Source organism: Limnothrix redekei LRLZ20PSL1 (assembly GCF_043235035.1).
In the GTDB taxonomy this organism is placed as follows: domain Bacteria; phylum Cyanobacteriota; class Cyanobacteriia; order CACIAM-69d; family CACIAM-69d; genus CACIAM-69d.
Window position 1 is genome coordinate 142878 of the sequence record NZ_JAZAQF010000086.1, and the last position, 23339, is coordinate 166216.

The following is a 23339-nucleotide window of genomic DNA, read 5'->3' on the forward strand; positions in this document are numbered from 1 at the left end:
AAGGGCGTATGATTCAAGCCAAGTAATTCAAGCCAAGTAATTTCAATCAATTCAATTTGACTTACTCAAATTGGCTTACTCAAATTGGCTTACTCAAGCCAAGTAATTTCAACCAATTCAATCAATCAATCAATTCAATCCAATCCAATGTATCCATCGCTTTATCCACCGCTGCGTTTGGCTTTATAGCCCTGTTCCACCAGCAACGCCACTAGCCGATCGGCATAATCCCCTTGAATTTCCAAATTGTTGTCCTTGACTGTGCCGCCGGTTCCGCAGCGGTTTTTCAGGGTTTTCAGCAGGGCTTGTAGCGTCTCGGGTTTGTGCTGAAAACCGCTGATGACCGTGACGGTTTTGCCGCCGCGGCCTTTGCGGGACAGTTGCACTTTCAGGTTTTGTTGATTGGGCGGCAGGTCAGGAACCGCCCGGGCAATCGCGTCTGGATTCACCGCATCGCCAAATTCCGAATAGACCACACGGCGATCGGGGCGATCGTCAGCAGCACGGCGAGGACTCGGCATTGGTAGCAACTACTCCTTTGCAGTTGGGATTCGTACATTATGATGAAACGACGTTAATCCATGCGGGTTTCATGGCCCTGAGTCGGGGTTTAGCGCCATTGCCCCGCCGCTGGCCCTGGCCCGCAGGTCGATCGCCCGTTTCGCCCGGAGGAGTTGCGTGAACGCCGCCGAACGTGCCCACTCGATCGCCCTAGCCAGCCAAATCGCGGCTGCGGTGAATTTGTTTCGCATCGCTTTTCCCGATGTGCGCGTGGATCTGAAACCTTGGCTCAATGATGCAGAAACCCGCGCCACCGTTGATCCAGACTCGATCGACATTGGGTTTCACTTCCCGGGCTACAGCCGCGCCTGTGCCTGCCGTAGTTTGCTGGTGCAAGTGCGCTTTTTTGCGGATCCGGTAGAAGACACCCAACGGGCGATCGGTGTGGAGGTGGCGGGCTACGACCATCGGGGGCAACAGTGGCGCTTCTCCACGATCGAGGCCTGGCAGTTTGAGGGCGACAGCCAACCCCGCGCCGAACCGGCCGATCGAATTAAGCATTACTGCCGCGAGGTGTTGGAACTGTTCAACGGGCGATCGAGCAGCGATTCGGCTGCCTAAGTATTGCTCGATCGTATCGCTCGATCGCGCAAACTCAAGTGCAGCCAGTCGAACAGGGAGGCGAGAGTAAATTACCTTACTCTTGTCCCCAACCATTAGGATTCAGGGTGTTATAGCCACTGATCAGTTTCTTTTGCCCCTTCAACTGATAATAATCATCTTCGTAAATTGAGAACATACAGAGGTCGATCGGGGTCACTTCCGAAGCATTAATCGATCCGATCGCCCCGCTGGCTTCCAAAGCTGCCGCCGCCAATTCTGAGCAAAAGAACCGTGAAAAATCTTCCGCATTACGGGTTAATTTTCCAGGAATAGGTAAATTGTTGGGCAAGTCAAAGGCAGAGCGAATTGCCTGGGCAATGTCATAGGAACGGTGCTCATGATGGAGCAGAAAATTATAAAAAGCTCGCAAATCCATGCGATCGCGCACGTCCTGTCTGAGGGGCAACCACCACATATCCCCTGGATAAAACTTCACTCGATCGCTCAACCGATTGGCAATTACCCCGGCTCTCGTGCCGCTGGCCACGGTGGACTCCATCACCTGGTTAAAGAACCCCTCTTGGGCCTCTCCATAGATAAAGAGTTTGGTTTGAAAAACAATGCCAATGTGGGTGATGTTCGATCGCGTGGCCATCTTAATCAGCGATGAAAATCCCACATTGCTCGAAAATGCAACAATATCGCCGGGATTCATGGCTTTCCGAACTGATTCGTAGGGGGCAGATTTCCAGGGCATGAAACCTCTTCAAAGTCTTTGCTGAGATTGAATGAAAATAGATAGATGGGAAAATTAGACAGTCGGGAGCCGCCAAAAAAAGGCTAAGGATGTGTTCTCATATAGCCTATGATGCGTACCCCATTGTTGGCGAATCCCTGAGCAAATCATCGGTAGCGTAGTCAGTAGCTCAATCGGTAGCTTAGTTAGTAGCCCAGACAAAAGCCCAAATAAAAGCCCAGACAAAAGCCCGAACAAGTTTTGAATGCATCATCTCGGGCGATCGCATCCTTGACATCATCATCGGCCCACGTCCTTGGCACAGTCGTTCCTTAACCCCCTATGGCAGCCTGCTACGAACAACACGATTGGATCATTTTGGGCGGAACCGCGGCCGGACGGCTGGCGGCCCAACAGGCGACCCGATCGGGGTTGCGGGTGGCGCTGATTGAGCCGTTGGAACCGGAAACGCGCCCTTGGGCTGAGTTGCTGGTGAGTCAAGGGGCGGCCCTGGCGGCCGGGACGATCGATTGGCGATCGCTGCAACGCCAGGCCCAATGGCACGATCGCCTCTGGGGCGATCAACGGGCTGCTTTGGCAGCGGGTGGGGTGGACTGCCTGGTGGGCGATGGGTTGCTGATGCGACACCAGAACCAGTGGCGAGTGCAATTGGGTGATCGCCTGTTGGCGGGGCGGCGTTGTCTGTTGGCGTTGCCGGGCCGATCGACCGTGCCCCTGTGGACAGAGCGGGCCCCCGTGGCGGCCTACACTCCGGACACAATCGCCCAATTGGCTCATCGGGGGGTGCGGCCCGGCGAGCGCTGGTTGGTCACCGCCGACAGTCCCATGGCGATCGAGCTGGCCCAGGTGCTCCGGGGGTTGGGGGCCCAAGTGACCTTGGCGGCGGCGGGCGATCGGGTCTTGGGGGGGTTACCGGCGGCCGCAGCCGAATGGTTACAAGCGGAACTGGCAGCCCAGGCGATCGAGGTGATTTTGCGGGCTGCTCCCCAACAGTGCAAAGTGTTGGAGGGACAAACCTGGATTCAAGTTGGCGATCGGGCCCGGGAAGTGGATTGCTTGCTCACGGATGGCAACTATCAAGCTCTCCTGCCCAAGGGGTTTGAGCAGCTTTGCCCCCGGGCGATCGGGATTGGCGATTGGCCCGCCAATGACCGGTTGCAACTGCCCCTCGCGCCAGAACTGTATGGCTGCGGGGCCCTGCTGGGGGGCCACCCGATCGGGGCGATCGCCGCCACCGAAGCCCAATTGATCATCCGCAATAGCCTGCAAAACCCAATCCAACGCCCCCATTGCATCCGCTATGAACAGCAGCCTTGGGCCGTGCGCGGGCCGCTGCCCTTGGCTGTGGTAGGCGGTGGCGAAGGGCCAGAACTGCGCAGCGTGGCCTTGACCCTAGCGGCCGGCCGTTGCCAAATCCAGCACGATCGCCAGGGCCAATTGCAAGGGGCCCTGTTACTCGCGGCGGGGGCGATCGAAGCGATCAGCACCGTCGCCGCCCTGATTACCCGATCGGGAACCATTGCCGACCTGGCCCACCTGCCCGCCACCGAGTCCCCAGCGATTGACCTGCTGCGGCGCACCGCTCAACAGGCCCTGGTAGCCGCTCGCTCCCGCCAGTAACGGGCCCTACTGCTCCCCAGATACCAAGCTGGAGTAGATATCCGCCGTCATTGCTCGATCCAATTCCTGTGGATTGCTCATCCGAATTTTCACCAACCAGCCATCCCCGTAGGGATCCTCATTGACCAACTCTGGAGAACTATCCACGTCGCTATTGGTTGCCACCACTTCCCCAGACACCATGGCGTATAGCTCGCTGACGGCCTTCACAGATTCGATCGATCCCACCGATTCACCAGCCTCAACCCTTTGTCCTACGGATGGCAGTTCCACAAACACCACATCGCCCAGTTGGTCGGCCGCAAAATCCGTGACCCCCATCGTGGCCTCGTCGCCTTCAACCCGGACATACTCATGGGAGTCGCTATATTTCAAATCATGGGGAAAGTGGTTAGCCATTGCTTTGCCATTCCTTGGGATTGTTGGAACTAAAAACTGCGAATTGCGACCTTGATTGGCTATGCATGAGCCACCGGCCACGAACTGAGTGATGAATGACTGAATCGAGTCGCGCGTGAACGATCGTGAATCGCCCTTGGCCTACTGCACGGGCCCGGCGATCGACTGCAACACAGACACCAACTCCGGTGGCCAGCGGCGCATTACCCGCCCCGTTGCTCGATCGACCGGTACTAGGGTGACACAGGCCGTGGCATAACATTCCCCCGTCGCCGCCGATTCCACTTGGTAGTCAAACATCAAGCGTACGCCCTCGATCGGCTCCAGGGCCACCTTCACCACCACCTCTTCGCCCATCCGCGCTGGGCGGTGATATTGGATCCCCAGGTCAACCACGGGCAACTCACAGCCCATCTCCACCAGTTGCTCATAGGCCAACCCGCGCGATCGTAAATATTCCACCCGCGCCGACTCCATCCAAGAAAGATAAGTGCCATGCCACACCACCCCGGCATAGTCCGTGTGGTGGGGCTGAACCCGCGCCGGGTAAGCAAAACCCTGAAAATCCGTTGAATCTTGAGCCATCGGAGCTGAGGAGGCAGTTACAGAGGCATTCATAGCGCACATTGCAAAGCACATTGCAAAATTGCAGAAGGATTTAATCGGCCAAGGTTCAGGCAGGGCTAATCCCCTTTGGTCGAGCCAGCGATCGCGTGGAGTGATCGAACCGGCGATCGCATTGATTAAACCAGGATTAAACCGGCAATCATCAGGCGATCATCATAGGGCCCGAGGTCATTCAGAACATAATCCTCTTGTTAACAAATTAAACAGACAGCCCTCGGGCCCACCACCCCCATTTAACACCTCCAGACCCGATCCCGTTGTAATTCTTTAAGGTTTTAATTTTTCCAGCAATTCTTGAAAAATGTAACTATTACAAGGGGTTCTGGCGGCAACTCAGGAATTCGGTGGTAGGCTTTAAATGAACTGTTGAAGTCTGTTGAATCAGCTCGTCGATCGTCAGCAAGTGGCGTGCCTGCTATGTTTGTGTCGCCCCTGACCCGGTTGATTCACACAGCAAAGAGACATCCTTAAATAATACCAACCCTAAGCAACACCAATTCCAGGATATTCACTTGATATCCATTTGGTTAGTATTAGGTTGGCATTAGCATTTTGTCGATTTTCTCTGGATCAAATTTCAACATTGTTCTTGAGTAGTTCTTGATCGGTCTAGCAACGCGACTCCTTCAGAAGCCATGATTAAAAAAATCTTGTTCGCTGACTCGGGCACGGGACAGTCAGAAGAAATGCTGAAATTTCTGATGGAGATCCCCGCGATCAAAGATGCCCATGTCACCATTTTGCACGTGGTTCCTGGTCGGATTGGGTCTGACCAGATGACCGAAAAGCTGGAAGCAGGCGGCAAGATGCTGGCCAAGGCGATCGAGTTTTTGGGCCTGCCGCCGGAGCAAGTGTCGCCCATGTTGCAGCAGGGTGAACCCAAAGACTTGGTGCTGCGGGTGGCGGACAGTGTGGACGCGGACTTGATCGTGATGGGATCGCGGGGTCTGAAGCGGCTGCAATCAATTTTGGAAAACTCGGTGAGTCAGTATGTTTTCCAACTGTCGGGGCGGCCGATGTTGCTGGTGAAGGATGATATCTACGTCAAGCGGATTAACCGCGTGATGGTGGCGATCGATAAGTCCGAGGCATCCCAGCAAGCGCTGCAATTGGGACTGTTTTTGACGCGGGATATCAAGGGCAGCCAATTGATTTTGACCCACGTAGATGCCAAGCGGAAGCCGGATGAGGTGATCAGCGGCGAGAGCGATGAGGTGCTGGCTGGGGCGATCGCGGAGGCGAAAAAGTTTGGGGTTGGCTACAAGGCCATTTCTGCCGGGGGGCGGGCTGGGGAAACCATCTGTCGCTTGGCGGATGATAACAATGCGGATCTGTTGCTGTTGGGGTCGCCCGATCGCCGGCCGTCGGTGGCGAAGGGACTGCCGGATCTCGATCGCCTGCTGGGATCGTCTCTGTCAGACTATGTGCGGGTTTATGCCAACTGTCCGGTGTTGTTGACGCGGATTCCGAGTGCGTAAGGTTTTCAGCTTGGGCGTTTGAGCTTAGGGCTTTGAGCGCTAACCAAGTTTTCGGGGGCAAGGGGTTTAAACCCCTTGTCTGTTTGTTTGTCTAGAGAAAACTGCGACTCAAGGCTAGGTTTTCCCGCAGTCGATCGCGCGTTTCCATGAGCACCTTGCCTAGTTCGTTTTTTCCGGTGCGATCGGCTCCACATCCCCAGTAATAATCTGTGGGTGAATCTTCAATGAGTTCTTCGCTGCCCGTGCTGAGCAACACTTGCGCCAATTCAGGATGGCTAGAAAACTTGACCCACACCCCTTGGGCCATGATCGATCGCTTCACCCGATTCCAGTCCGATCGCAACTGATGGGCCGGGTTGCGCCCCAAGGCGGCCGCTTCTGATGCAGTCAGCGCCGATCGAATTTGATCGATCATGACCGTCGATTCCGTGCCCACAAACTTCTGTGCCTGATAGAAATGTTCCACCGTTGGCCAGTCAACGCCATCAACAACAATCCAATGGGGTGAGAAGTTGGAAAAACACCCATAGGGTTCGCCAACTTTGTAGAAGTAAATGGTCATGGGAAATCGATCGGGCAACGGCGGACAGCCCATCACACCCGGCGAGCATTCCAGCCTGGGATCAATGGGCAGAGATGGATGAGGCGATCGCTGTGTTCTCAAGATTTTTGGGAGCGCGCCTATTGCTGATCATCGCATGGCAATGATCCCTGAGAGCAATTTCCCGATCGCCCGGCCTAAGCTGACAACGGCGACTCGATCGGCAAGTAATCGCCTAGGGTTTCCGCCTCCAGCAGTTGCACCTGCTCCACCAACGGCGCACAGCCTAACCAGCGGGTTGCCAAACTGGCAAAGCGATCGGCCTCGCCCGTGACACAAAAGCGAGTGGGTTGCGGTTGATCCAAATGCTTCAGGTTAAGCAACTCCAGCTCTTGGGTTGCGGCGGCCACCACATGGGCGGCCGGGTCGATCGTGACCACTCCCGGCGGCAGCAGCGGTTCAATCACCCCTGCTAGGTGTGGATAGTGGGTGCAACCATAAACCAACGTGTCGATCGACTGTTCCAGCAGCGGTTCCAGGTACTGTTGCGCGATCGCTCGGGTATCGGGTTCGTGCAACCGCCCTTGCTCCACGATCGGCACAAATTCCGGACAGCCCACTTGCCAAACCTGCACCGTGGGATCAATCTCCACCATGGCCCGGCGATAGGCATCGCTGGCGGCCGTGATTGGCGTGGCAATCACCCCCACCCGGGATCCGCGATCGACCGCCACCCGAGCCGCCGGCAAAATCAAGCCCACAATGGGCAAATCAAACTCTGCTCGCACCACATCCAGCGCTAACGCCGAAGAGGTATTGCAGGCCATCACAACCATCTTCACGCCCTGGCGCTCCATCCAGGAGAGGATTTCGCGTGAAAATTGGACAATTTCGGCGGGCGATCGCATCCCGTAGGGCAAGCGGGCCGTATCCGCCAAATACAGCAGCGACTCGTTGGGCAGTTGGCGATATAGCTCCCGCAAAACCGTTAGGCCACCCACGCCACTATCAAACACGCCGATCGGCCGTCTGCGGGCATCCCTCGCGATCGCTCCTGAAATTAGCCCCTTCAAACTCCAGACCTCCAATCCTCAAGGACAAGCAACTGCCTCGCCAGTCACAACCGCACCATTAAACCGCGCCATTGAGCCGCGCCATTGAACCGCGCCATTTTGCAACTCCACATCTGGAACGGTATCCGAGATCCTGTTCAGGAAACCCTAGCTTCGGGAAATCCTAGCTTCAGGAAACTCCGGCGATCTCGCATTCATCGCAGTACCAGCGGCAATGGATGGCGGGGAATGGATGAAGGCTGCAACAGCGATCGGGGCAAGTTCCCATCAATTACGCTACAGCTTGGCGGGGATGTCAACTCTGGAGCCGATCGGGAGTCAATGGTGAGTCAAGCGCCGGTTCCGGTGAGGGCCCGCAGGCTTTGGTTCAGGACATCAGCGAGATCATCAGCGCGATCGGGCCCGTCGCCGTCCTCGGTAGCGTTTGCGCTTATGAATCACCTTGCCCTTAATTAGTTGCCAGGTGTGCTCAGAAGGTGGAAAACCCGCCAAAACCGATCGCTGCAAATAGATATGAGTTGCGCGATCAGTTGGATTCATGCTGAGGCATTCTTCAAACAAAGAAGCGGCTTCCCGATATTGCCGACGATGGAATCGCAGGACTCCTTCCTCAAATAAACTACTGGATGCACGCTTGAGGGTTTGCAATTCAATCGGGTCGGCATTCAGGACTTCATAAACCGCCACAGGTTGAGTCCTTCCGCGCACATACAGCCGATCGATAAACCGAATGCTGTACTTAGAGGGGTTATGCAGCGCTGCCAATAGACGATGGGAAACCAAAATCGAAACACTATATTGCTTCGTTAATTCCTCTAGGCGAGAAGCCAAATTTACCGCATCCCCGATCGCGGTAGTTTCCATGCGGTGAACGCCCCCGATTGTGCCCAAAATCAGCGGCCCCGTATCCAAACCAATGCCAATGCGAATGGCCGATCGCCCTGCTTTCAAGCGCTCCTGGTTATATTCACTCAGCGCCTTGAGCATCGAAATGGCCGCATCAACCGCCAGGTCAGCATCCCCTTCAAACAGGGCCATAATGGCATCGCCAATGTACTTGTCAATGAACCCATTATGTTGGGCGATCGCCCGCTCCATTCGACCTAAATAGGCATTCAAAAAACGCAAATTTTCCTGAGGGGACATGGTTTCCGAAAGGGTCGTAAAACCTCGAATATCGGCAAACATGACCGCCATGGTTCGTTCCGTATAGTCTCCTAGGCTCACTTCCGCCAAGGTTGACCGCTGCAACAATTGCAGAAATTGGGTAGGCACAAATCGCCCATCTAAACCATCCCAATCGGCCGGCGCTTCCGAAGTTTCTGTCAAATCTGTAATGTCAATGTCTGCCAAATCCGTTGTTTCGGGATTGGCCTCGTCACTAATTTCCTCTACTTTTTGATCATTTGCTGGCCCATGAACAGGCTCATCAACTAGTTCATCGACTAGTTCGTCAACTAGTTCGTCAATTGGCTCATTACCGCCTTGATGATGGTTGCTTGGGCTATCTTCTCCCTGATGATCATTAACAAATGCAGAACCATCAGCTTCAAATTCAGAGCTGATCTTGAAATTGGAATGAGGATGTTGATTGATATCAAAAGAATAATGAGAATGAGAATGGCGATTGGAAGAATGACGATCGAAATGATTGACCAGCGGCAAACGGGAATGAGAATCAGAATCTTGAGGAGAACAAGAATGGGCGATCGCTTGGGCGCAGGTTTGGCGGGTAATCCAAAATCCAATCACACTGGCTGCTGAGGTACTCAAAAAAGCCACCATCGCCGCAGTGCTGACGGGGGGAATCATCTGGCTCAATTCTGGAGCAGTCTCCGAAAAAATCAGGAGTTGCCACTGCCAGGTGATGGCTCCACTGATGACGGCCGCCAAGGCCGGCAAGGCAATGAATAACCATTCCCACGACCAATTGCGAAATCGCCCACTCAGGGCTTGATAGAACTGAAGTGTTGACATGACTCCCTGAGTGACGGCTTTGGCTCAGATGCTATTTGCATGATGCACACCTTGAGGGAAAAAAATCGGGAAGATGCAGGCAAAAAACGTAGACCATGGGCGCAAATAGCGCTGTGCTTACCGTAGCCTGATTCAATTCCCTGTGCCAGGAATCGTCGTGGATCGTTGGCCTGTCGTGATTGATCCCAGATCTCGCCTCACAGGGCTGGCGCGTGGGGAATGGAAAATCATGTGCTCCAAGAGAGCTGAATTGCAAATCTTAATTGCAAATCTTAATTGCAAACCTTAATTGCAAACCTTTACCTAACCGCTGCTTTAGATTTGGATCAACTTCTATCCCGCCTGTTGATGCTGTGGGGTGGAAATAGCAATAGGGTTGTGGGTTGTCCTCAACTGCTGTTTTGAAACGGCCAAATTGCCCAAGGGCTGAATGGGCAACTGAGCCAGGGAGCGGCTAAATGGCTGAATTTTTAATGGATTGCTACTGAATTGCTGCTGAATTGCTACTGGATTGCCACTGAGTGGCCATTGAACTTCTCAAGTGCTGAATTGCTGGGAGAAAAATCGTGATGCGTGCAGTCTTGACCTTGCTTTTGTTGGGTGCTTGTTCAATGGGAGGGCCTGTGACCGGAGCCGATCGCTCGCCGGTTGTGCCGATCGCTCCCCAATCGATCGCGCCGGTTGCCCAAGCCACGCCCACACCGCCCGCCCGCATCACCGAGACGATCATGGTTGAAGGGGAGCCGGAGTCGATCGAGCTGGAGCGGTTTGCGCCCGATCGATTTCCGGTGGTGACCTATTTGGCTCGGGAAGATTTTGCCCCGATCATGGATCGCCAAGGGGGCCGCGCGATCGTCCGGTTTGTGGCCCAGGGGGGAGCAGTCCGCAACGAAGCGGCCTATGTCAGTGTGATTGTTCCGGAAACGCCCACCACGCCGGAACAGTTGTGGCAAAGCTATACGGGCCCCAATGGCTGGTTAGCTACGAATCGGGCCAGCATTGTTCGATCGAGCGACGACCCCAAATTCAAGCGGTTTGGTTGGGTGAAGCGGGCGATCGCCTTCATGCGCACCGACAAAGGCGAGCCGATCGCCGGAGAGCTTTATTTAGGAGAAATGGCGGGTCGCCCCTTTGTGGTGCTCGTGCATTTGCCCATGGAATACCTGGAAGGCTATGGCCCTCGGGTGAGCTTGCTGCTGAAACATTTGGCAGTGCAGCCAGCGCCCTAATTCCAGCTTGCATCAAGGCGCTCAGGCGCTTTGAATGGCGGTTCTTCTAAGCTGCTAGGGTCAACCCTTGTTGAATTAACCTTGCAAGCAACGCAAGGCCTCCAGCACGCCGCGCGCCTTATTTAAGGTTTCCTGGTATTCCTTTTCGGGATCCGAGTCCGCCACCAGTCCCGCGCCCGCTTGCACCGACACTTCGTGAGTACCATCAGCACGGTTGCGCACCAAGGCCGTGCGCAGGGTGATGGCGGTGTTGAGTTGCCCCTCAAAGTCGTAGTAGCCATAGGCTCCGGAATAGGGGCCGCGCCGACAGCCTTCCAGGGCGTGAATGATCTCCATGGCCCGAATTTTGGGCGCACCGCTGACGGTTCCGGCGGGGAAGGTGGCAGCCAACACATCCCAAGCCGTGCGATCGCCCGCCACTTGCCCGATCGCGTTGCTCACGATGTGCATCACATGGCTGTATCGCTCGATCGTCATGAGTTGATTGACCGTGACCGTGCCGCTGTTGCAAACACGCCCCAAATCATTGCGGCCCAAGTCCACCAACATCACGTGTTCGGCCACTTCTTTGGGATCTGCCAACAGATCCGCCGCCAGGGCTTCATCTTCGGTGTGATTGGCTCCTCGGGGGCGTGTACCGGCGATTGGGCGAACGGTGGCTTGAATGGTTCCATCAACTTGGCGATCGGTCTTGACCATGATTTCCGGGCTGGAACCGATTAATTGCCAATCACCAAATTGGAAATAGGCCATGTAGGGCGAAGGGTTCACCAACCGGAGCGATCGATAGATATCGAAAGGATCCCCTTCAAAATCCGTGCTCAACCGTTGGGAAATCACCACCTGAAAAATATCGCCGGCCTTGATGTGTTCCTTGGCCTTGAGCACGTTGGCATGGAAGGCTTCGCGAGTGGTGTTGCTGCGAGGGTTCAAGGGCGGGCGATCGCTCTGGGTAGCCGGAGTCCAGCGCAGGAGTGATTCTTGGCGATCGATACTGCCTTGGAGGCGATCGATCAATTCATCAACCCGCCCACAGGCCACCTCATAGGCCTGGCGTAACTCCACCGCCGGATCCCGCAAATCCGCATAGGCAATCACAAACACCTTTCGCTTCACCTGATCAAAAATCATCAGGCGATCGACCTGCATCCACAGCCCATCCGGCAAATCCGCCTCCGTGGGCCCATAGACCGGCACACGCGGCTCAATCCACTGGATCAGCTCATAGCCCCAAAAGCCAAACAGCCCGCCAATTCCCGGGGGCAACTGTGGCAGCTTCACCGGCCGCACCAACTCCAGACAACCGCTCAAAACCTCAAACGGGTTGCCCCGGTGCTCCACCACCGTCCCATCCCGGAACGTTTGCACCGCCAAATCTCCACGCGCTTCTAGCACCCACAGGGGGTCATAACCCAAAAGGCTATAGCGGCCAATATTTTCGCCCCCTTCCACCGACTCCAGCAAGAAGCTGTAGCGTTGGCCCTGGCAAGTGCGCAACCAGGCCGAAACCGGCGTGTCCAAATCCGCAACCCACTCGCGATAAACCGGGACGAAGTTTCCTTGGCGGGCGAGTTCCGAAAATTGGCTAAAGTCGGGCAACATGGGTCAGCAGCAGATGAGCAAGTCTCAAAATACTAGCAACCGTCTGGATTCCTTGCACCAAAACTTCTCCGATCGGGCGATCGCCCCATGGTGTCGATGTCCCAGCTCAGGAATGCACCGGTAATCAGCACCGGTAATCAGCCAGCCCAACACAGGCAGGCCCAAAACAAAAACGAGCCGCCCCAAAGCAAGGAAGCGGCCCGTTATTGAGTCGATTTGGCAGTCTTGGAATTGGGGAAAGTTCCCCGAACCATGGGCAAAGGCGCTGGAATCGAGCGGAGCTGTCAAGCAGAATTCTGAGCAAATCAGCGGTTTAAGTGCAGGAGTCAAAAACCACCTTGCAATTCAAGCTCAACCCCTCGCCCATCCGAGCACCCACCATGGGCAACCCCAAAAACCTACACTTCGTAGGTTTCCTTGCCGCTGAACTTGACCGTTGCGGGCTGAGGGTTTTCGCCAATGCGGCGATCCTTCTTGCCGTTGAAGTCGCGACCAGCATTCACCTTTTCGGGGAAGGTGCCATCGGCGGGGTGGATGAACTCCTGTTCGCCGTTGGGATAAATACGATAGACCTTATAGTCTTCGATTTTGGGCTTGAACTTGGTGCGCAGTTGCTTACCAAGGGCGATGCACTGCTCCTTGCGGGCCAAGAACAGCAGGTTTTCGCCTGCGTTCATGACGGCAGCGCCACCGGTGGGCATTTCAAAAACTTGTTCTTTGGTACTGGTCCAGGTAATGGCGTATTTCTCTTCGACGTTAGCCTTCGAGAGCAAGCCACCCGTGCTACCGCCAAATTTCGGCGTTTGGCCCGTGAGGCCGCTGGTTTCAGGTGTAGGATTTTCGGACATCGCTTTTTGTCTCGCTAGTCTCTAAAAAGTCTTGCGAATTTACGGGAAATCCTAGCACTGGCTTTGTGTTGAGCCATACCCCCCCGGCCAGAACTGTTACAGTTCTTTATTTGAGCCGATCGAGCTGAGAATAGCTGCTGCAAAGGATCTGCGGCGCGATCGCCCCGGTTTTCGAGCGCTATGCTGAGGACGAAAGCCCCGCTTCGCCCTGGAGCTAACCCGATCGCCCATCCGTGCCCAGAATGGGGAGGCGCGATCAACCCATTGCCGGGATTGGGGTGCAATTCTGGTACAGGATGGGCTGAAGATCGGCTCAAAATGCTCAAATTTTTGATGTGATTTCGACCTGTTTTTCGACCTGTTTTTCGATGTGTTTGGTGTGATCGCGACACGGATGAGGCCCTGCAAATCATGCAAATTCTGATTGTGGAAGATGACACGGAGATTGCGGAGTTGTTGCGCGGCACGCTCGATCGCGAAGGGTTCACCTGTGGGGTTTGTCACGATGGCCAAGCGGCGATCGAGCAGTTTTATCGATCGCAGCCCGATTTAGTCATTTTGGATTGGATGATTCCGGGCATTGATGGCCTCGAAGTCTGTGCCCGCATTCGCCAAAAACCCGGCGACAAGGATCCTTATATTTTGATGTTGACGGCGCGGGGCGAAGAGTTCGATCGAGTTGTGGGCCTGTCAACCGGTGCAGATGACTATTTAGTTAAGCCTTTTAGCCCCCGCGAGATGGTGGCTCGGGTGCGGGCGCTGTTGCGTCGCAGTTTGCGCCAGGCCGGAACCGGGGGCGATCGGGACTTGACCCCCACCTACGCCACCCACCACTTCAGCCTCGACAGCGATCGGCGCGTGGCCCGTCGCCACCTGCCCGATCACGATTCCGAAGATCTTGACCTCACCACCTTGGAGTTCAATCTGTTGGCCACCTTCCTCAGCTATCCGGGCCGGGTCTGGAGCCGCAGCCAACTGATCGACAAACTTTGGGGCGATGACTTTTTTGGCGATGAGCGAGTGGTGGACACCCATGTGGCCCGCCTGCGCAAGAAAATTGAACCGGATCCCGGAAATCCCCAATTTCTGAAAACGGTGATTGGGGCCGGCTATAAGTTTGAAGACCCCGGAAACTAATCTCGAACTCGCCTGATTTTCCATGCCCCAATCGTTATAACAAGGGGCTTAGGGCCTGTCGTCAAATTGCCTGAAATCCTGATGACCTCGTTCTTTAAACCAATCAGTCGTAGGGGCGGGGTTTCCCCGCCCAGTTCCCGTGATCCTTGGGTATTCCCAGGGGTGGACAGGGTTGTGGCGATCGCCCGGGTTAGGGTTGGGAGACCCAACCCCTACGACGATGGAAATGACGACAGGCCCTAAGGATCGATCGCACAGGATCGACCTGCCTGGTTGAGACTGAAGCAATAGAAGCAACATCAGTGACGATGTAGGTTCAGTTCGGGTTCAGAGCTGACGCTCTTCGCTCTTTAGTCTTGAACTTTACCTTTTGAACGGGTCTGACGGGGCTCGAACCCGCAACTTCCGCCGTGACAGGGCGGTGCTCTAACCAATTGAACTACAGACCCAAATTGCTTTTTGGCTTTTGGAGCGCTTTTGTTTCGCGTCCCGCGCCTTCAGCGATATACATATTTGCGGATAAACTCGAATTTGTCAAACGTTTTTCTGAAATTTCCTAAAAAAATTTTCTGGGCGGTCTTCCAGAAGATTTTCTAAAAAACTTTTTCGCCCCTTTGGCCGCCGATCGCGGGCCTGGGGTAGGAACCCAAAGCAAAACCGGGCCGGAGAACAGTGCGCCCTAAACATTGACGGGATGATCGCACCTCGTACAATAAGCAGGATCTCGGGCCGGGCGGCCCGTGGTCGATCGAAATCGCTAGTCCCCTGGGATTGCCCTTATGCCCCGCCGCGACGACATTCGCAAGATTCTGCTCCTTGGTTCCGGCCCGATCGTGATTGGTCAGGCCTGCGAATTTGACTACTCCGGTACTCAGGCTTGTAAAGCGCTCCGGGCCGAAGGGTACGAGGTCGTGCTGGTGAACTCCAACCCAGCCACGATCATGACCGACCCAGAAATGGCCGATCGCACCTACATTGAGCCGCTCACCCCGGAAGTGGTTGAGAAAATCATCATTAAAGAGCGGCCCGATGCCTTGCTGCCCACCATGGGCGGCCAAACGGCCCTGAACATTGCTGTGGCCTTGGCCAAGAGCGGTGTGCTGGCTCGCTATGGTGTGGAGCTGATTGGGGCCAAGCTGGCGGCGATCGAAATGGCCGAAGACCGCAAGCTCTTTAAGGAAGCCATGGAGCGAATTGGCGTGGGCGTTTGCCCCTCGGGGTTGGCCAACTCCCTGGAAGAAGCCCGTGATGTGGCGCGCCAAATTGGCTCCTACCCGCTGATTATTCGCCCGGCCTTCACCATGGGCGGCTCCGGCGGCGGCATTGCCTACAACCAAGAGGAATTTGAAGAAATTGCCCAGTCGGGTTTGGATGCCAGCCCCGTTTCACAAATTCTGATCGAGCAGTCCTTGTTGGGTTGGAAGGAATATGAGCTGGAGGTGATGCGCGATCTAGCCGATAACGTGGTGATTATCTGCTCGATCGAGAACTTCGACCCGATGGGGGTGCATACGGGCGATTCGATCACCGTGGCTCCGGCCCAAACCCTCACCGACAAGGAATATCAGCGGCTGCGGGATGCTTCGATCAAGATCATCCGGGAAATTGGGGTGGAAACCGGCGGCTCCAATATTCAGTTTTCGGTAAACCCGGAAAACGGCGATGTGATCGTCATTGAAATGAATCCTCGGGTGTCGCGCAGCTCGGCCTTGGCTTCCAAGGCCACAGGCTTCCCGATCGCCAAGTTTGCGGCCAAGCTGGCCGTGGGCTACACCCTGGATGAAATTTCCAACGACATCACCCAAAAAACCCCGGCCTCCTTTGAGCCGACGATCGATTACGTCGTCACTAAAATTCCCCGGTTTGCCTTTGAGAAATTCCCCGGCACCCCGGCCGTGCTGACCACCCAAATGAAATCCGTGGGTGAGGCAATGGCGATCGGGCGGACGTTCCAGGAATCCTTCCAAAAGGCACTGCGATCGCTCGAAACGGGTCGAGCCGGTTGGGGCTGCGATCGGGATGAAAAAATTCCCAGTCTGGAACAGGTTCGATCGAGCCTACGCACCCCCAGCCCGGAGCGCGTCTTTACCTTGCGCTATGCCATGCAGCTAGGCATGAGCGTGGAAGATATTTACGAACTGACCGGCGTTGATCCTTGGTTCCTGGATAAGCTGCAAGAAATTCTGGAAACCGAAAAGCTGCTGAAGCGCACGCCCTTGAAGGACATGAGCGCTGCAATTCTGCTGGCGGCCAAGCAACAGGGCTTCAGCGATCGACAAATTGCCTACGCCACCAAAACCAGCGAAGACGAAGTGCGGGCCTATCGCAAAGGCTTGGGCATTGTGCCGGTTTACAAAACCGTGGACACCTGCGCCGCCGAATTTGAAGCCTACACGCCCTACTACTACTCCGCCTATGAAACCAGCAGTCTGGTGTTGGCTGGTGACGAAGCGGAAACCGTGGCGGCGGAAACGGAAACCCTGCCGAGCGATCGACAAAAAGTAATGATCCTGGGTGGTGGCCCCAACCGGATTGGCCAGGGGATTGAGTTTGACTATTGCTGTTGTCATGCTTCCTTTGCGCTGCAAGCGGATGGCTACGAAACGATCATGGTTAACTCCAACCCGGAAACGGTTTCCACGGACTACGACACCAGCGATCGGCTCTACTTTGAACCGCTGACCAAGGAAGATGTGCTGAACATCATCGAAGCGGAACAGCCCAAGGGCGTGATTGTGCAATTTGGCGGTCAAACGCCCCTGAAACTGTCGGTTCCTTTGCTGACGGCTTTGCAAAGCAACCCCGATCTGCCAACGGAGATTTGGGGAACGTCGCCCGACTCGATCGACATGGCCGAAGACCGGGAACGGTTCGAGCATGTGTTGCGGGAACTGAACATCATGCAGCCCCCCAACGGCATTGCTCGCAGCTATGGTGAAGCCCTGGATATTGCCCGGCGGATTGGCTATCCGGTGGTGGTGCGGCCCAGCTATGTGTTGGGCGGTCGTGCCATGGAAATTGTCTATTCCGATGCGGATCTGGAACGCTACATGACCGTGGCGGTGCAGGTGGAACCAGATCACCCAATCTTGATTGATAAGTATCTGGAAAACGCGATCGAGGTGGATGTGGATGCGATCGCCGACCACGGCGGCAACGTGACGATCGGCGGGATCATGGAACACATCGAGCAGGCTGGGATTCACTCCGGTGACTCCGCCTGCGCCATTCCCAGTTTCTCGCTGCCGGCCAGCGCTCTAGCCACCATTCGCGACTGGACGGTTTCCTTGGCCAAAGCCCTGAAGGTGGTGGGGCTGATGAATATTCAGTTCGCAGTGGTCACGGGCGACAATGGCCAACCCCAGGTTTATATCCTGGAAGCGAATCCCCGGGCCTCGCGGACGGTTCCCTTTGTTTCCAAGGCGATCGGGGTACCCTTGGCCAAAATGGCCGTGCGGGTAATGTCTGGCAAAACCTTGGCCGAGCTGGGCTTTGAACAGGAAGTGATTCCCGATCGCTTTGCCCTCAAGGAAGCGGTGTTGCCCTTTGAAAAATTCCCGGGCACCGATACGATTCTGGGGCCGGAAATGCGATCGACCGGGGAAGTGATGGGCGTGGATCCAGACTTTGGCACGGCCTTCGCCAAGGCTGCTTTGGGGGCGGGCCAACGGTTGCCCCTAACCGGGACGGTGTTTGTGTCGGTCAACAGTCGCGACAAGGCGGCGATCGTGCCGGTGGTGAAGGAACTGCTGGACTTGGGTTTTGAAGTGTTGGCCACCGAAGGCACGCGCAAAGTGCTCCATGAGCATGGCCTCAAAGCGGTGCAACTGACCCTGAAAATCCATGAGGGCCGCCCCAACATTCGCGATGCGATCGTCAACGGTCAGGTGCAGTTGGTGATTAACACGCCCGCCGGGGAGCAAGCCCAGTTCGACGATCGAGCCATTCGGCGCACCGCCCTGGTCTACAAAGTGCCCATCATCACCACGATCGCCGGGGCCAAGGCCACGGCCGCCGCCATTCGATCGCTTCAATCCCAACCCCTAACCGTGAAATCCCTCCAGGAATATTTGGCTTAGGCCAATGAGGGCAGAGAGGATATCTGAGGATATCCACGGTTAAGAGGATATCCAGAGTTAAACAGACAAGGGGCTGAAGCCCCTTGTTTTTTTGGCTGAGTCCCCTGATTTTCTCAGTTTTTTCCAGGGGTTTTTTCTAGGGGTTTCCTAGCATCTTTCAGTGCTATTGAGGTTGAAGCCCCCTACGATGCTTGATAGGCAGGAAAATCCGCATAGCCCTTTTCGTCAAAAGCGTACCAAACCTCTAACGGGGCTTCCGGAGCCAGGGGCCAATCATGGGCAAACCGCTCAACTAAGTCCGGGTTGCTGATGAAAGGTCGCCCAAAAGCAATCAAGTCTGCATTTCCCGACGCGATCGCCGCTTCAGCCGTTTCTTGGGTGTAGCCACAATTGCCCATTAAGGGGCCTGAAAACACCGATCGAAACTCGTTCAGGGTCATGGGTTCACCCAAGTTATGGAACCCAATCGCTAGGCCATCCATAACGTGCAAATAGCCCAAATTCAGCGCATTGAGCTGTTGCGCCGCATAGGTAAAGGTTTCCCGATAATCCGGCGAACCCATATCGTTATAAATCCCATTGGGCGCAAGCCGAACCCCCACCCGATCGGACGGGAAAACTGTGATTACGGCTGCCACAATTTCGCCCAGAAACCGATAGCGATTTTCCAGGCTGCCACCGTAGCGATCGGTGCGTTGATTGGTTTTAGATTGTAGGAATTGATCAATCAAATAGCCATTGGCTGCGTGAATTTCCACCCCATCAAAACCCGCCGCCTTGGCTCGTTCGGCGGCCCGGCGATAGTCTTCCACCACTGCCGCCACCTCGTCGGTTTCCAAGGCGCGCGGGGTTTCGTAGGGGTGTTTGCCCGTGGGGGTGTGGATGTGGTCGTTGCTGATGGCGATTGCGGAGGCCGAAACCGGCAGCGACTCATCGGCGCGGAAACTGCTGTGGGAAGCGCGGCCGCAGTGCCACAGTTGCAAGAAAATTTTGCTGTCCCGATCGTGCACTGCTTGGGTGACCTGTTTCCAGGCTTCCGTTTGAGCGTCGTTGTAAATGCCGGGAGAATTTTGCCAGCCAATGCCCTGCTCAGAAACGACGGCGGCTTCGCTAATCAAAAGGCCAGCACTCGATCGCTGGGCATAATATTCCGCCATCAAGGCATTGGGCAGGCGCTCCACCCCTGCACGGGCACGGGTTAGGGGAGCCAAAACCACACGATTTTTGAGGGTTAAGTCACCAAACGTGAAAGGACTTAGAAGCTGAGGAGATGAACTCACAGAACGATTCCCAATGAATGACAGGGTTGATAGTCATGACTTTCAATCTAGCAAATTCATTAGTCTCTGGGACTCAATTGGCAGATTAAATTGCGTTTAAGTATTTGGATCTGAGCAATGGCCCCTACGAACTCTTTGACCATAATTTAGACCAAGAGACATCACTCACTGATCACATGAGCATGAAAAACAATTTAAGATGCTTTTGTTGACATCAAGACAGAAACTTAGTGAAAGATTTCGGTCAAAAATCTCGGTCAAAAATTTAAAAATATTCTGAATCAAACTCTAGGAAGCAATCAAGCAGACCAATGACTAACCCACTGGTGAAGTTGGTTTTGAAGTCTAGCCATTAGGCTTTTCGGTTCCGAATCTTCCAACAGACCCGCTGTTTCTAAATGGTGGCGATAGCTCTCCAACACATCTTGACGATCGCCCATGGCCTGTGAAATTACCTCCAGCAAGTGAGGATGGTTATTCAGAAGCAATTGAAACCCATCGCGGTGAATCAAAAAGAGTTCAGTGGGTTCCGCCGCTCGCATGGTGGTGGGGTAAGGCACATTCAACATCAGTGGCAATTCACCGAAAAATTCACCCTCTGTGAAAGAAAACAACCGGCGGCTGATGCGTTGATTTTCAAAAATGGCTTCGATCGCCCCCTTCAAGACAATGCAAAATTCATGGGCCCCATCCCCTTGCTGATAAAGAATTTCGGCCGTTGTTAATTGCCGTCGGTAGCCTAATTGGATCAGAAACTCAATTTCCAGGGGGGTGAAACTTTGGAAGTAGCCGATCGATCGCAGCAGGTCTTTGAGGGGTTGGGTGGGAACGGTTGCAGGAACGATCGCCCCAGCCTCAGTCTCCAGGGGTTCCGACTCGGCCGCAACCCAATGAGGAAGGGTCGGCGCAAGCTGGATCTGATGTTGCCGCAAACCATGGGCGATCGCAAAGTGGAGAGCACTGCGAATGCCAGCGCGTTGATCGACGCGATCGACCCAGGCCCAAAGCTCCAAGCTAATGCTGCCTTCCTGAAAGCCTTGAAACATTACTTTGGGTGGGGGTGATCGCAAAATCTGTGAGTGGGTAAAAGCCGCCGCTAGCAAAATTTCCGTCACGACTGAAAGATCGCTAGTCGGAACCACTTTCAAGGGAATTTCAATGCGGCTTCGGCAATCTTGATAACTCCAATTTTCAACCATTCGATTCGTTAATTCACTGTTGGGCACAATCAATTCTGATCCACGAAACGTGCGAATCACAGTTGAACGAATGGAAATATCTTGGATGTATCCCAACTTGTTATTAAATTCAATCAAATCCCCGACTTTGAGCTTTTGTTCGCCCAATAGGGTCAACCCACTAGCCCAGTTTTTGGTTAATTCTTTCAGTCCCAAACCAATGCCAACGCCTAGACCACTGATCACTAAAGCAAAGGATTCCAATTGTAATCCCATGGACTGGAGCACCAGCACATAACCCAGAGCACCCATACTCCAACTAAACAAAATAGCAACTGCTCCACGGGTTCCTTCGCTCATGCCCAAGCGCTTAAGGATGATGTTTTTCAGCAGTTGGCGCAGTCCTTTGGTGAATAGACTCACTAGCAGCAGCAGCAACGCCACTTGAATCATCCACCCGATCGTGATCGGGGTGGTTCCCAATCTAAAAAGGGGAACTTGTGTAATTTGCGACCAAGCAACTTGTAAAGCAGCCATGAAGACGTTCCCGATCGGGGTTGGGTTGGGAAAGTGGCCAGATTCAGCATTCAGGAAGCATCGTTCAGGAAGGGGTTTTCAGAACAAATTTTTCATAAGAACCCTTTTCCAAAAATTGAAACCCTTTATTCACGAAATTGGCGAGCATAGTAGGCGGCATAACGACCGTTTTGGACTAGTAGCTGATCATGGCTGCCCGATTCGACAATTTGCCCTTTTTCAACCACCAAAATCCGATCGGCCCCACGCACGGTGGCCAGGCGGTGCGCAATGGTCAGGGTGGTGCGATCGCGCCGGAGTCGATCGAGCGCTTCTTGCACCAGGCTTTCGGATTCCGAGTCGAGGGCGCTGGTGGCCTCATCCAAAATCAGAATTTTGGGATCTCGCAACACGGCCCGGGCGATCGCAATTCGCTGGCGCTGGCCGCCGGATAGGTTGGCTCCCCGTTCGCCCACCCAGGTGTTATAGCCCTCGGAGAGTTGGCTGATGAAGTCGTGGGCGTTGGCAATTTGGGCGGCTTGTTCGATGGCGCTGTGGCTGGCTTTAGGGTTACCCAGAGCGATGTTTTGGGCGATCGAACCGGAAAAGAGGATCGTTTCTTGGGGCACGATCGCAATCTGTTGGCGCAGGCTGTTGAGGGTCACTTCTCGTAAATCGATGCCATCAATGCAAACCTGGCCCGCTTGGGGATCATAAAACCGCAGCAACAGATTGACGATCGTGCTTTTGCCCGCGCCGGAAGCCCCCACCAGGGCGATCGCCTCACCGGGCCGCACGGTCAGATCCAACCCTTGCAACACCGGTTCCGCCGCGCTCGGGTAGGCAAACTCGATCGCGCGGAATTCCACCCGGCCGGTGATGGCGGGCAGGGGTTGCGCCCCGGGGCGATCGCGCACCGTCGGCGGCACGGCCAGCAGCTCAAACAGCCGATCGACTGAGGCCTCACTTTCCTTGAATTCGTTGTAATTGCTGGTGGTGATCGAAATGGGGTCAATCAACAGGGCCACAGCGGTCACGTAGCTAATGAACCCCGCGCCGGTTAAGTTGCCTTGGCCAATTTGCCAGCTTCCCAACCAAAACAACACCAACACGCTCATGGCTTCCAAAAAGCCCACAATCACAAACTGAGCCGCCTTGGCTTGGGCCGCTTGCAGTTTGGCGTGCCGGGCCGCTTCGGCCTCTTGCCGGAAGCGATCGAGTTCTGTGCGTTCGGCCCCAAAGGCTTGCACCAACCGAATTCCCGCCAAAATTTCCGCGATCGTGGCCGCCAATCCCGCAATTCGATCCTGGCTGCGGCGAGCAAAGCTCAACAGGCGATCCCCAAACCAAGCAATCAAAACCGCAATCAAGGGCGCGATCGCAAAGGTAGCCAAGGTTAACTGCCAGTTGAGATAGATCATGTATCCCAGCACCACCACCAGTTGCAGCACACAGGGCACAAATTGGTGAAACACCTTGCCCACCGCGTCTCCCACCCGATCGACATCGCCCGTGAGTCGATAGGCCAGGTCACCCGTTTGCGATCGCTCAAAATAGTCCAGGCTCAGGGTTTGTAAATGTCCATACAGCCGCACCCGCAGGGTCATGGCCACCCGCAAAGCCGCCTTGGCCATCAAGGTATCTTGGCCATACTGAAACGCGCCGCGCACCAGAAAAATCAGGGCCGCTAAGCCCGCCAATTGCAGAATTTTGTCTGGCTGACCCGTGCCGATCGGCTCGGCCAACTGGCCCGGCAACCAGGCCAACACCGGCCAAAAAGCCGTGAACCCCACCGTGCAGGCCAATGCCAGGGCGATCGTCTTGGCCTCCGCGCGCACGAAGGGCCACAGTTGCCAATAGTGCGATCGCCCTTTGCCGGTTCGGGACATTGTTT

Annotated in this window: 19 protein-coding genes and 1 tRNA gene; 6 read left to right on the forward strand and 14 right to left on the reverse strand. The window is 55.0% G+C overall.

The window, feature by feature from the left end; genetic code table 11:
- Positions 1–161: 161 nt before the first annotated feature.
- On the reverse strand, positions 162–521 hold the full coding sequence (locus tag VPK24_RS15370) for a translation initiation factor (protein ID WP_099535125.1): 360 nt from the start codon (positions 519–521) through the stop codon (positions 162–164).
- 157 nt (positions 522–678) lie between these two features.
- Here VPK24_RS15370 and VPK24_RS15375 point away from each other — a divergent pair, with 157 nt between their 5' ends.
- Entirely contained in the window at positions 679–1122 is a 444-nt protein-coding gene (locus VPK24_RS15375) for a hypothetical protein (RefSeq protein ID WP_099535123.1), read from the forward strand.
- A 76-nt stretch (positions 1123–1198) separates the two neighbouring features.
- On the opposite strand, the gene VPK24_RS15380 is transcribed toward VPK24_RS15375, so the two are convergent.
- A complete protein-coding gene (locus VPK24_RS15380; protein WP_393014658.1) occupies positions 1199–1861 on the reverse strand; it encodes a hypothetical protein in 663 nt (220 codons plus the stop codon).
- A 321-nt stretch (positions 1862–2182) separates the two neighbouring features.
- On the opposite strand from VPK24_RS15380, the gene VPK24_RS15385 reads away from it, so the two are divergent.
- Entirely contained in the window at positions 2183–3481 is a 1299-nt protein-coding gene (locus tag VPK24_RS15385) for an FAD-dependent oxidoreductase (RefSeq protein WP_393014660.1), read from the forward strand.
- Positions 3482–3487: 6 nt separating this feature from the next.
- Here VPK24_RS15385 and gcvH read toward each other — a convergent pair whose 3' ends face one another.
- Together gcvH and VPK24_RS15395 are read right to left on the reverse strand one after the other, a co-directional pair.
- Entirely contained in the window at positions 3488–3880 is a 393-nt protein-coding gene (gene gcvH / locus VPK24_RS15390; RefSeq protein WP_393014661.1) for a glycine cleavage system protein GcvH, read from the reverse strand.
- Positions 3881–4021: 141 nt separating this feature from the next.
- The gene (locus VPK24_RS15395; RefSeq protein WP_099535620.1) at positions 4022–4465 is read right to left on the reverse strand and encodes an acyl-CoA thioesterase; all 444 of its coding nucleotides are present in this window, start codon (positions 4463–4465) and stop codon (positions 4022–4024) included.
- Between the two features lie 677 nt (positions 4466–5142).
- Here VPK24_RS15395 and VPK24_RS15400 point away from each other — a divergent pair.
- Positions 5143–5985, forward strand: coding sequence for a universal stress protein (locus VPK24_RS15400; RefSeq protein ID WP_190527312.1), 843 nt, complete (start codon positions 5143–5145; stop codon positions 5983–5985).
- A gap of 91 nt (positions 5986–6076) precedes the next feature.
- On the opposite strand, the gene VPK24_RS15405 is transcribed toward VPK24_RS15400, so the two are convergent.
- The 3 genes from VPK24_RS15405 to VPK24_RS15415 all read right to left on the reverse strand — a co-directional run bounded on the left by VPK24_RS15405 (position 6077) and on the right by VPK24_RS15415 (position 9576).
- Entirely contained in the window at positions 6077–6547 is a 471-nt protein-coding gene (locus VPK24_RS15405; protein WP_190527314.1) for an NADAR family protein, read from the reverse strand.
- A gap of 176 nt (positions 6548–6723) precedes the next feature.
- Entirely contained in the window at positions 6724–7575 is an 852-nt protein-coding gene (murI, locus tag VPK24_RS15410; protein ID WP_190527452.1) for a glutamate racemase, read from the reverse strand.
- Positions 7576–7986: 411 nt separating this feature from the next.
- On the reverse strand, positions 7987–9576 hold the full coding sequence (locus VPK24_RS15415) for an adenylate/guanylate cyclase domain-containing protein (RefSeq protein ID WP_393014664.1): 1590 nt from the start codon (positions 9574–9576) through the stop codon (positions 7987–7989).
- Positions 9577–10142: 566 nt separating this feature from the next.
- On the opposite strand from VPK24_RS15415, the gene VPK24_RS15420 reads away from it, so the two are divergent.
- Positions 10143–10805 (forward strand): hypothetical protein, encoded by a 663-nt coding sequence (locus VPK24_RS15420; RefSeq protein WP_393014666.1) that lies wholly within the window; start codon positions 10143–10145, stop codon positions 10803–10805.
- 75 nt (positions 10806–10880) lie between these two features.
- Here VPK24_RS15420 and VPK24_RS15425 read toward each other — a convergent pair whose 3' ends face one another.
- From VPK24_RS15425 to psaD, 3 genes are all read right to left on the reverse strand, one after another.
- Positions 10881–12407 (reverse strand): anthranilate synthase component I family protein, encoded by a 1527-nt coding sequence (locus tag VPK24_RS15425; RefSeq protein WP_393014668.1) that lies wholly within the window; start codon positions 12405–12407, stop codon positions 10881–10883.
- Positions 12408–12431: 24 nt separating this feature from the next.
- Complete coding sequence (locus VPK24_RS15430; RefSeq protein ID WP_393014670.1) at positions 12432–12695, reverse strand: hypothetical protein; 264 nt, start codon at positions 12693–12695, stop codon at positions 12432–12434.
- A 110-nt stretch (positions 12696–12805) separates the two neighbouring features.
- On the reverse strand, positions 12806–13255 hold the full coding sequence (psaD, locus tag VPK24_RS15435; protein WP_393014672.1) for a photosystem I reaction center subunit II PsaD: 450 nt from the start codon (positions 13253–13255) through the stop codon (positions 12806–12808).
- Between the two features lie 411 nt (positions 13256–13666).
- Between psaD and VPK24_RS15440 the strand changes: the two genes are divergently transcribed.
- On the forward strand, positions 13667–14392 hold the full coding sequence (locus VPK24_RS15440; RefSeq protein ID WP_099535626.1) for a response regulator transcription factor: 726 nt from the start codon (positions 13667–13669) through the stop codon (positions 14390–14392).
- 375 nt (positions 14393–14767) lie between these two features.
- Here the strand turns inward: VPK24_RS15440 and VPK24_RS15445 are convergent.
- A tRNA-Asp gene (locus VPK24_RS15445) sits at positions 14768–14841 on the reverse strand.
- A 330-nt stretch (positions 14842–15171) separates the two neighbouring features.
- Here VPK24_RS15445 and carB point away from each other — a divergent pair.
- On the forward strand, positions 15172–18471 hold the full coding sequence (gene carB, locus VPK24_RS15450; RefSeq protein WP_393014674.1) for a carbamoyl-phosphate synthase large subunit: 3300 nt from the start codon (positions 15172–15174) through the stop codon (positions 18469–18471).
- A 182-nt stretch (positions 18472–18653) separates the two neighbouring features.
- On the opposite strand, the gene VPK24_RS15455 is transcribed toward carB, so the two are convergent.
- The 3 genes from VPK24_RS15455 to VPK24_RS15465 all read right to left on the reverse strand — a co-directional run bounded on the left by VPK24_RS15455 (position 18654) and on the right by VPK24_RS15465 (position 23334).
- Positions 18654–19751, reverse strand: a complete 1098-nt coding sequence (locus VPK24_RS15455) for an alkene reductase (RefSeq protein ID WP_393014676.1) — start codon at positions 19749–19751, stop codon at positions 18654–18656.
- Between the two features lie 299 nt (positions 19752–20050).
- A complete protein-coding gene (locus VPK24_RS15460; protein ID WP_393014677.1) occupies positions 20051–21466 on the reverse strand; it encodes a mechanosensitive ion channel domain-containing protein in 1416 nt (471 codons plus the stop codon).
- A 125-nt stretch (positions 21467–21591) separates the two neighbouring features.
- Positions 21592–23334, reverse strand: a complete 1743-nt coding sequence (locus VPK24_RS15465; RefSeq protein WP_393014679.1) for an ABC transporter ATP-binding protein — start codon at positions 23332–23334, stop codon at positions 21592–21594.
- Positions 23335–23339: the final 5 nt, after the last annotated feature.

Bases quoted from the DNA above. Each gene is read 5' to 3' on its own strand.
- VPK24_RS15370 (WP_099535125.1), bottom strand. From the start codon at position 521: ATGCCGAGTCCTCGCCGTGCTGCTGACGATCGCCCCGATCGCCGTGTG.
- VPK24_RS15380 (WP_393014658.1), bottom strand. From the start codon at position 1,861: ATGCCCTGGAAATCTGCCCCCTACGAATCAGTTCGGAAAGCCATGAAT.
- VPK24_RS15385 (WP_393014660.1), top strand. From the start codon at position 2,183: ATGGCAGCCTGCTACGAACAACACGATTGGATCATTTTGGGCGGAACC.
- gcvH (WP_393014661.1), bottom strand. From the start codon at position 3,880: ATGGCTAACCACTTTCCCCATGATTTGAAATATAGCGACTCCCATGAG.
- VPK24_RS15395 (WP_099535620.1), bottom strand. From the start codon at position 4,465: ATGGCTCAAGATTCAACGGATTTTCAGGGTTTTGCTTACCCGGCGCGG.
- VPK24_RS15400 (WP_190527312.1), top strand. From the start codon at position 5,143: ATGATTAAAAAAATCTTGTTCGCTGACTCGGGCACGGGACAGTCAGAA.
- VPK24_RS15405 (WP_190527314.1), bottom strand. From the start codon at position 6,547: ATGACCATTTACTTCTACAAAGTTGGCGAACCCTATGGGTGTTTTTCC.
- VPK24_RS15415 (WP_393014664.1), bottom strand. From the start codon at position 9,576: ATGTCAACACTTCAGTTCTATCAAGCCCTGAGTGGGCGATTTCGCAAT.
- VPK24_RS15425 (WP_393014668.1), bottom strand. From the start codon at position 12,407: ATGTTGCCCGACTTTAGCCAATTTTCGGAACTCGCCCGCCAAGGAAAC.
- psaD (WP_393014672.1), bottom strand. From the start codon at position 13,255: ATGTCCGAAAATCCTACACCTGAAACCAGCGGCCTCACGGGCCAAACG.
- VPK24_RS15440 (WP_099535626.1), top strand. From the start codon at position 13,667: ATGCAAATTCTGATTGTGGAAGATGACACGGAGATTGCGGAGTTGTTG.
- carB (WP_393014674.1), top strand. From the start codon at position 15,172: ATGCCCCGCCGCGACGACATTCGCAAGATTCTGCTCCTTGGTTCCGGC.
- VPK24_RS15460 (WP_393014677.1), bottom strand. From the start codon at position 21,466: ATGGCTGCTTTACAAGTTGCTTGGTCGCAAATTACACAAGTTCCCCTT.
- VPK24_RS15465 (WP_393014679.1), bottom strand. From the start codon at position 23,334: ATGTCCCGAACCGGCAAAGGGCGATCGCACTATTGGCAACTGTGGCCC.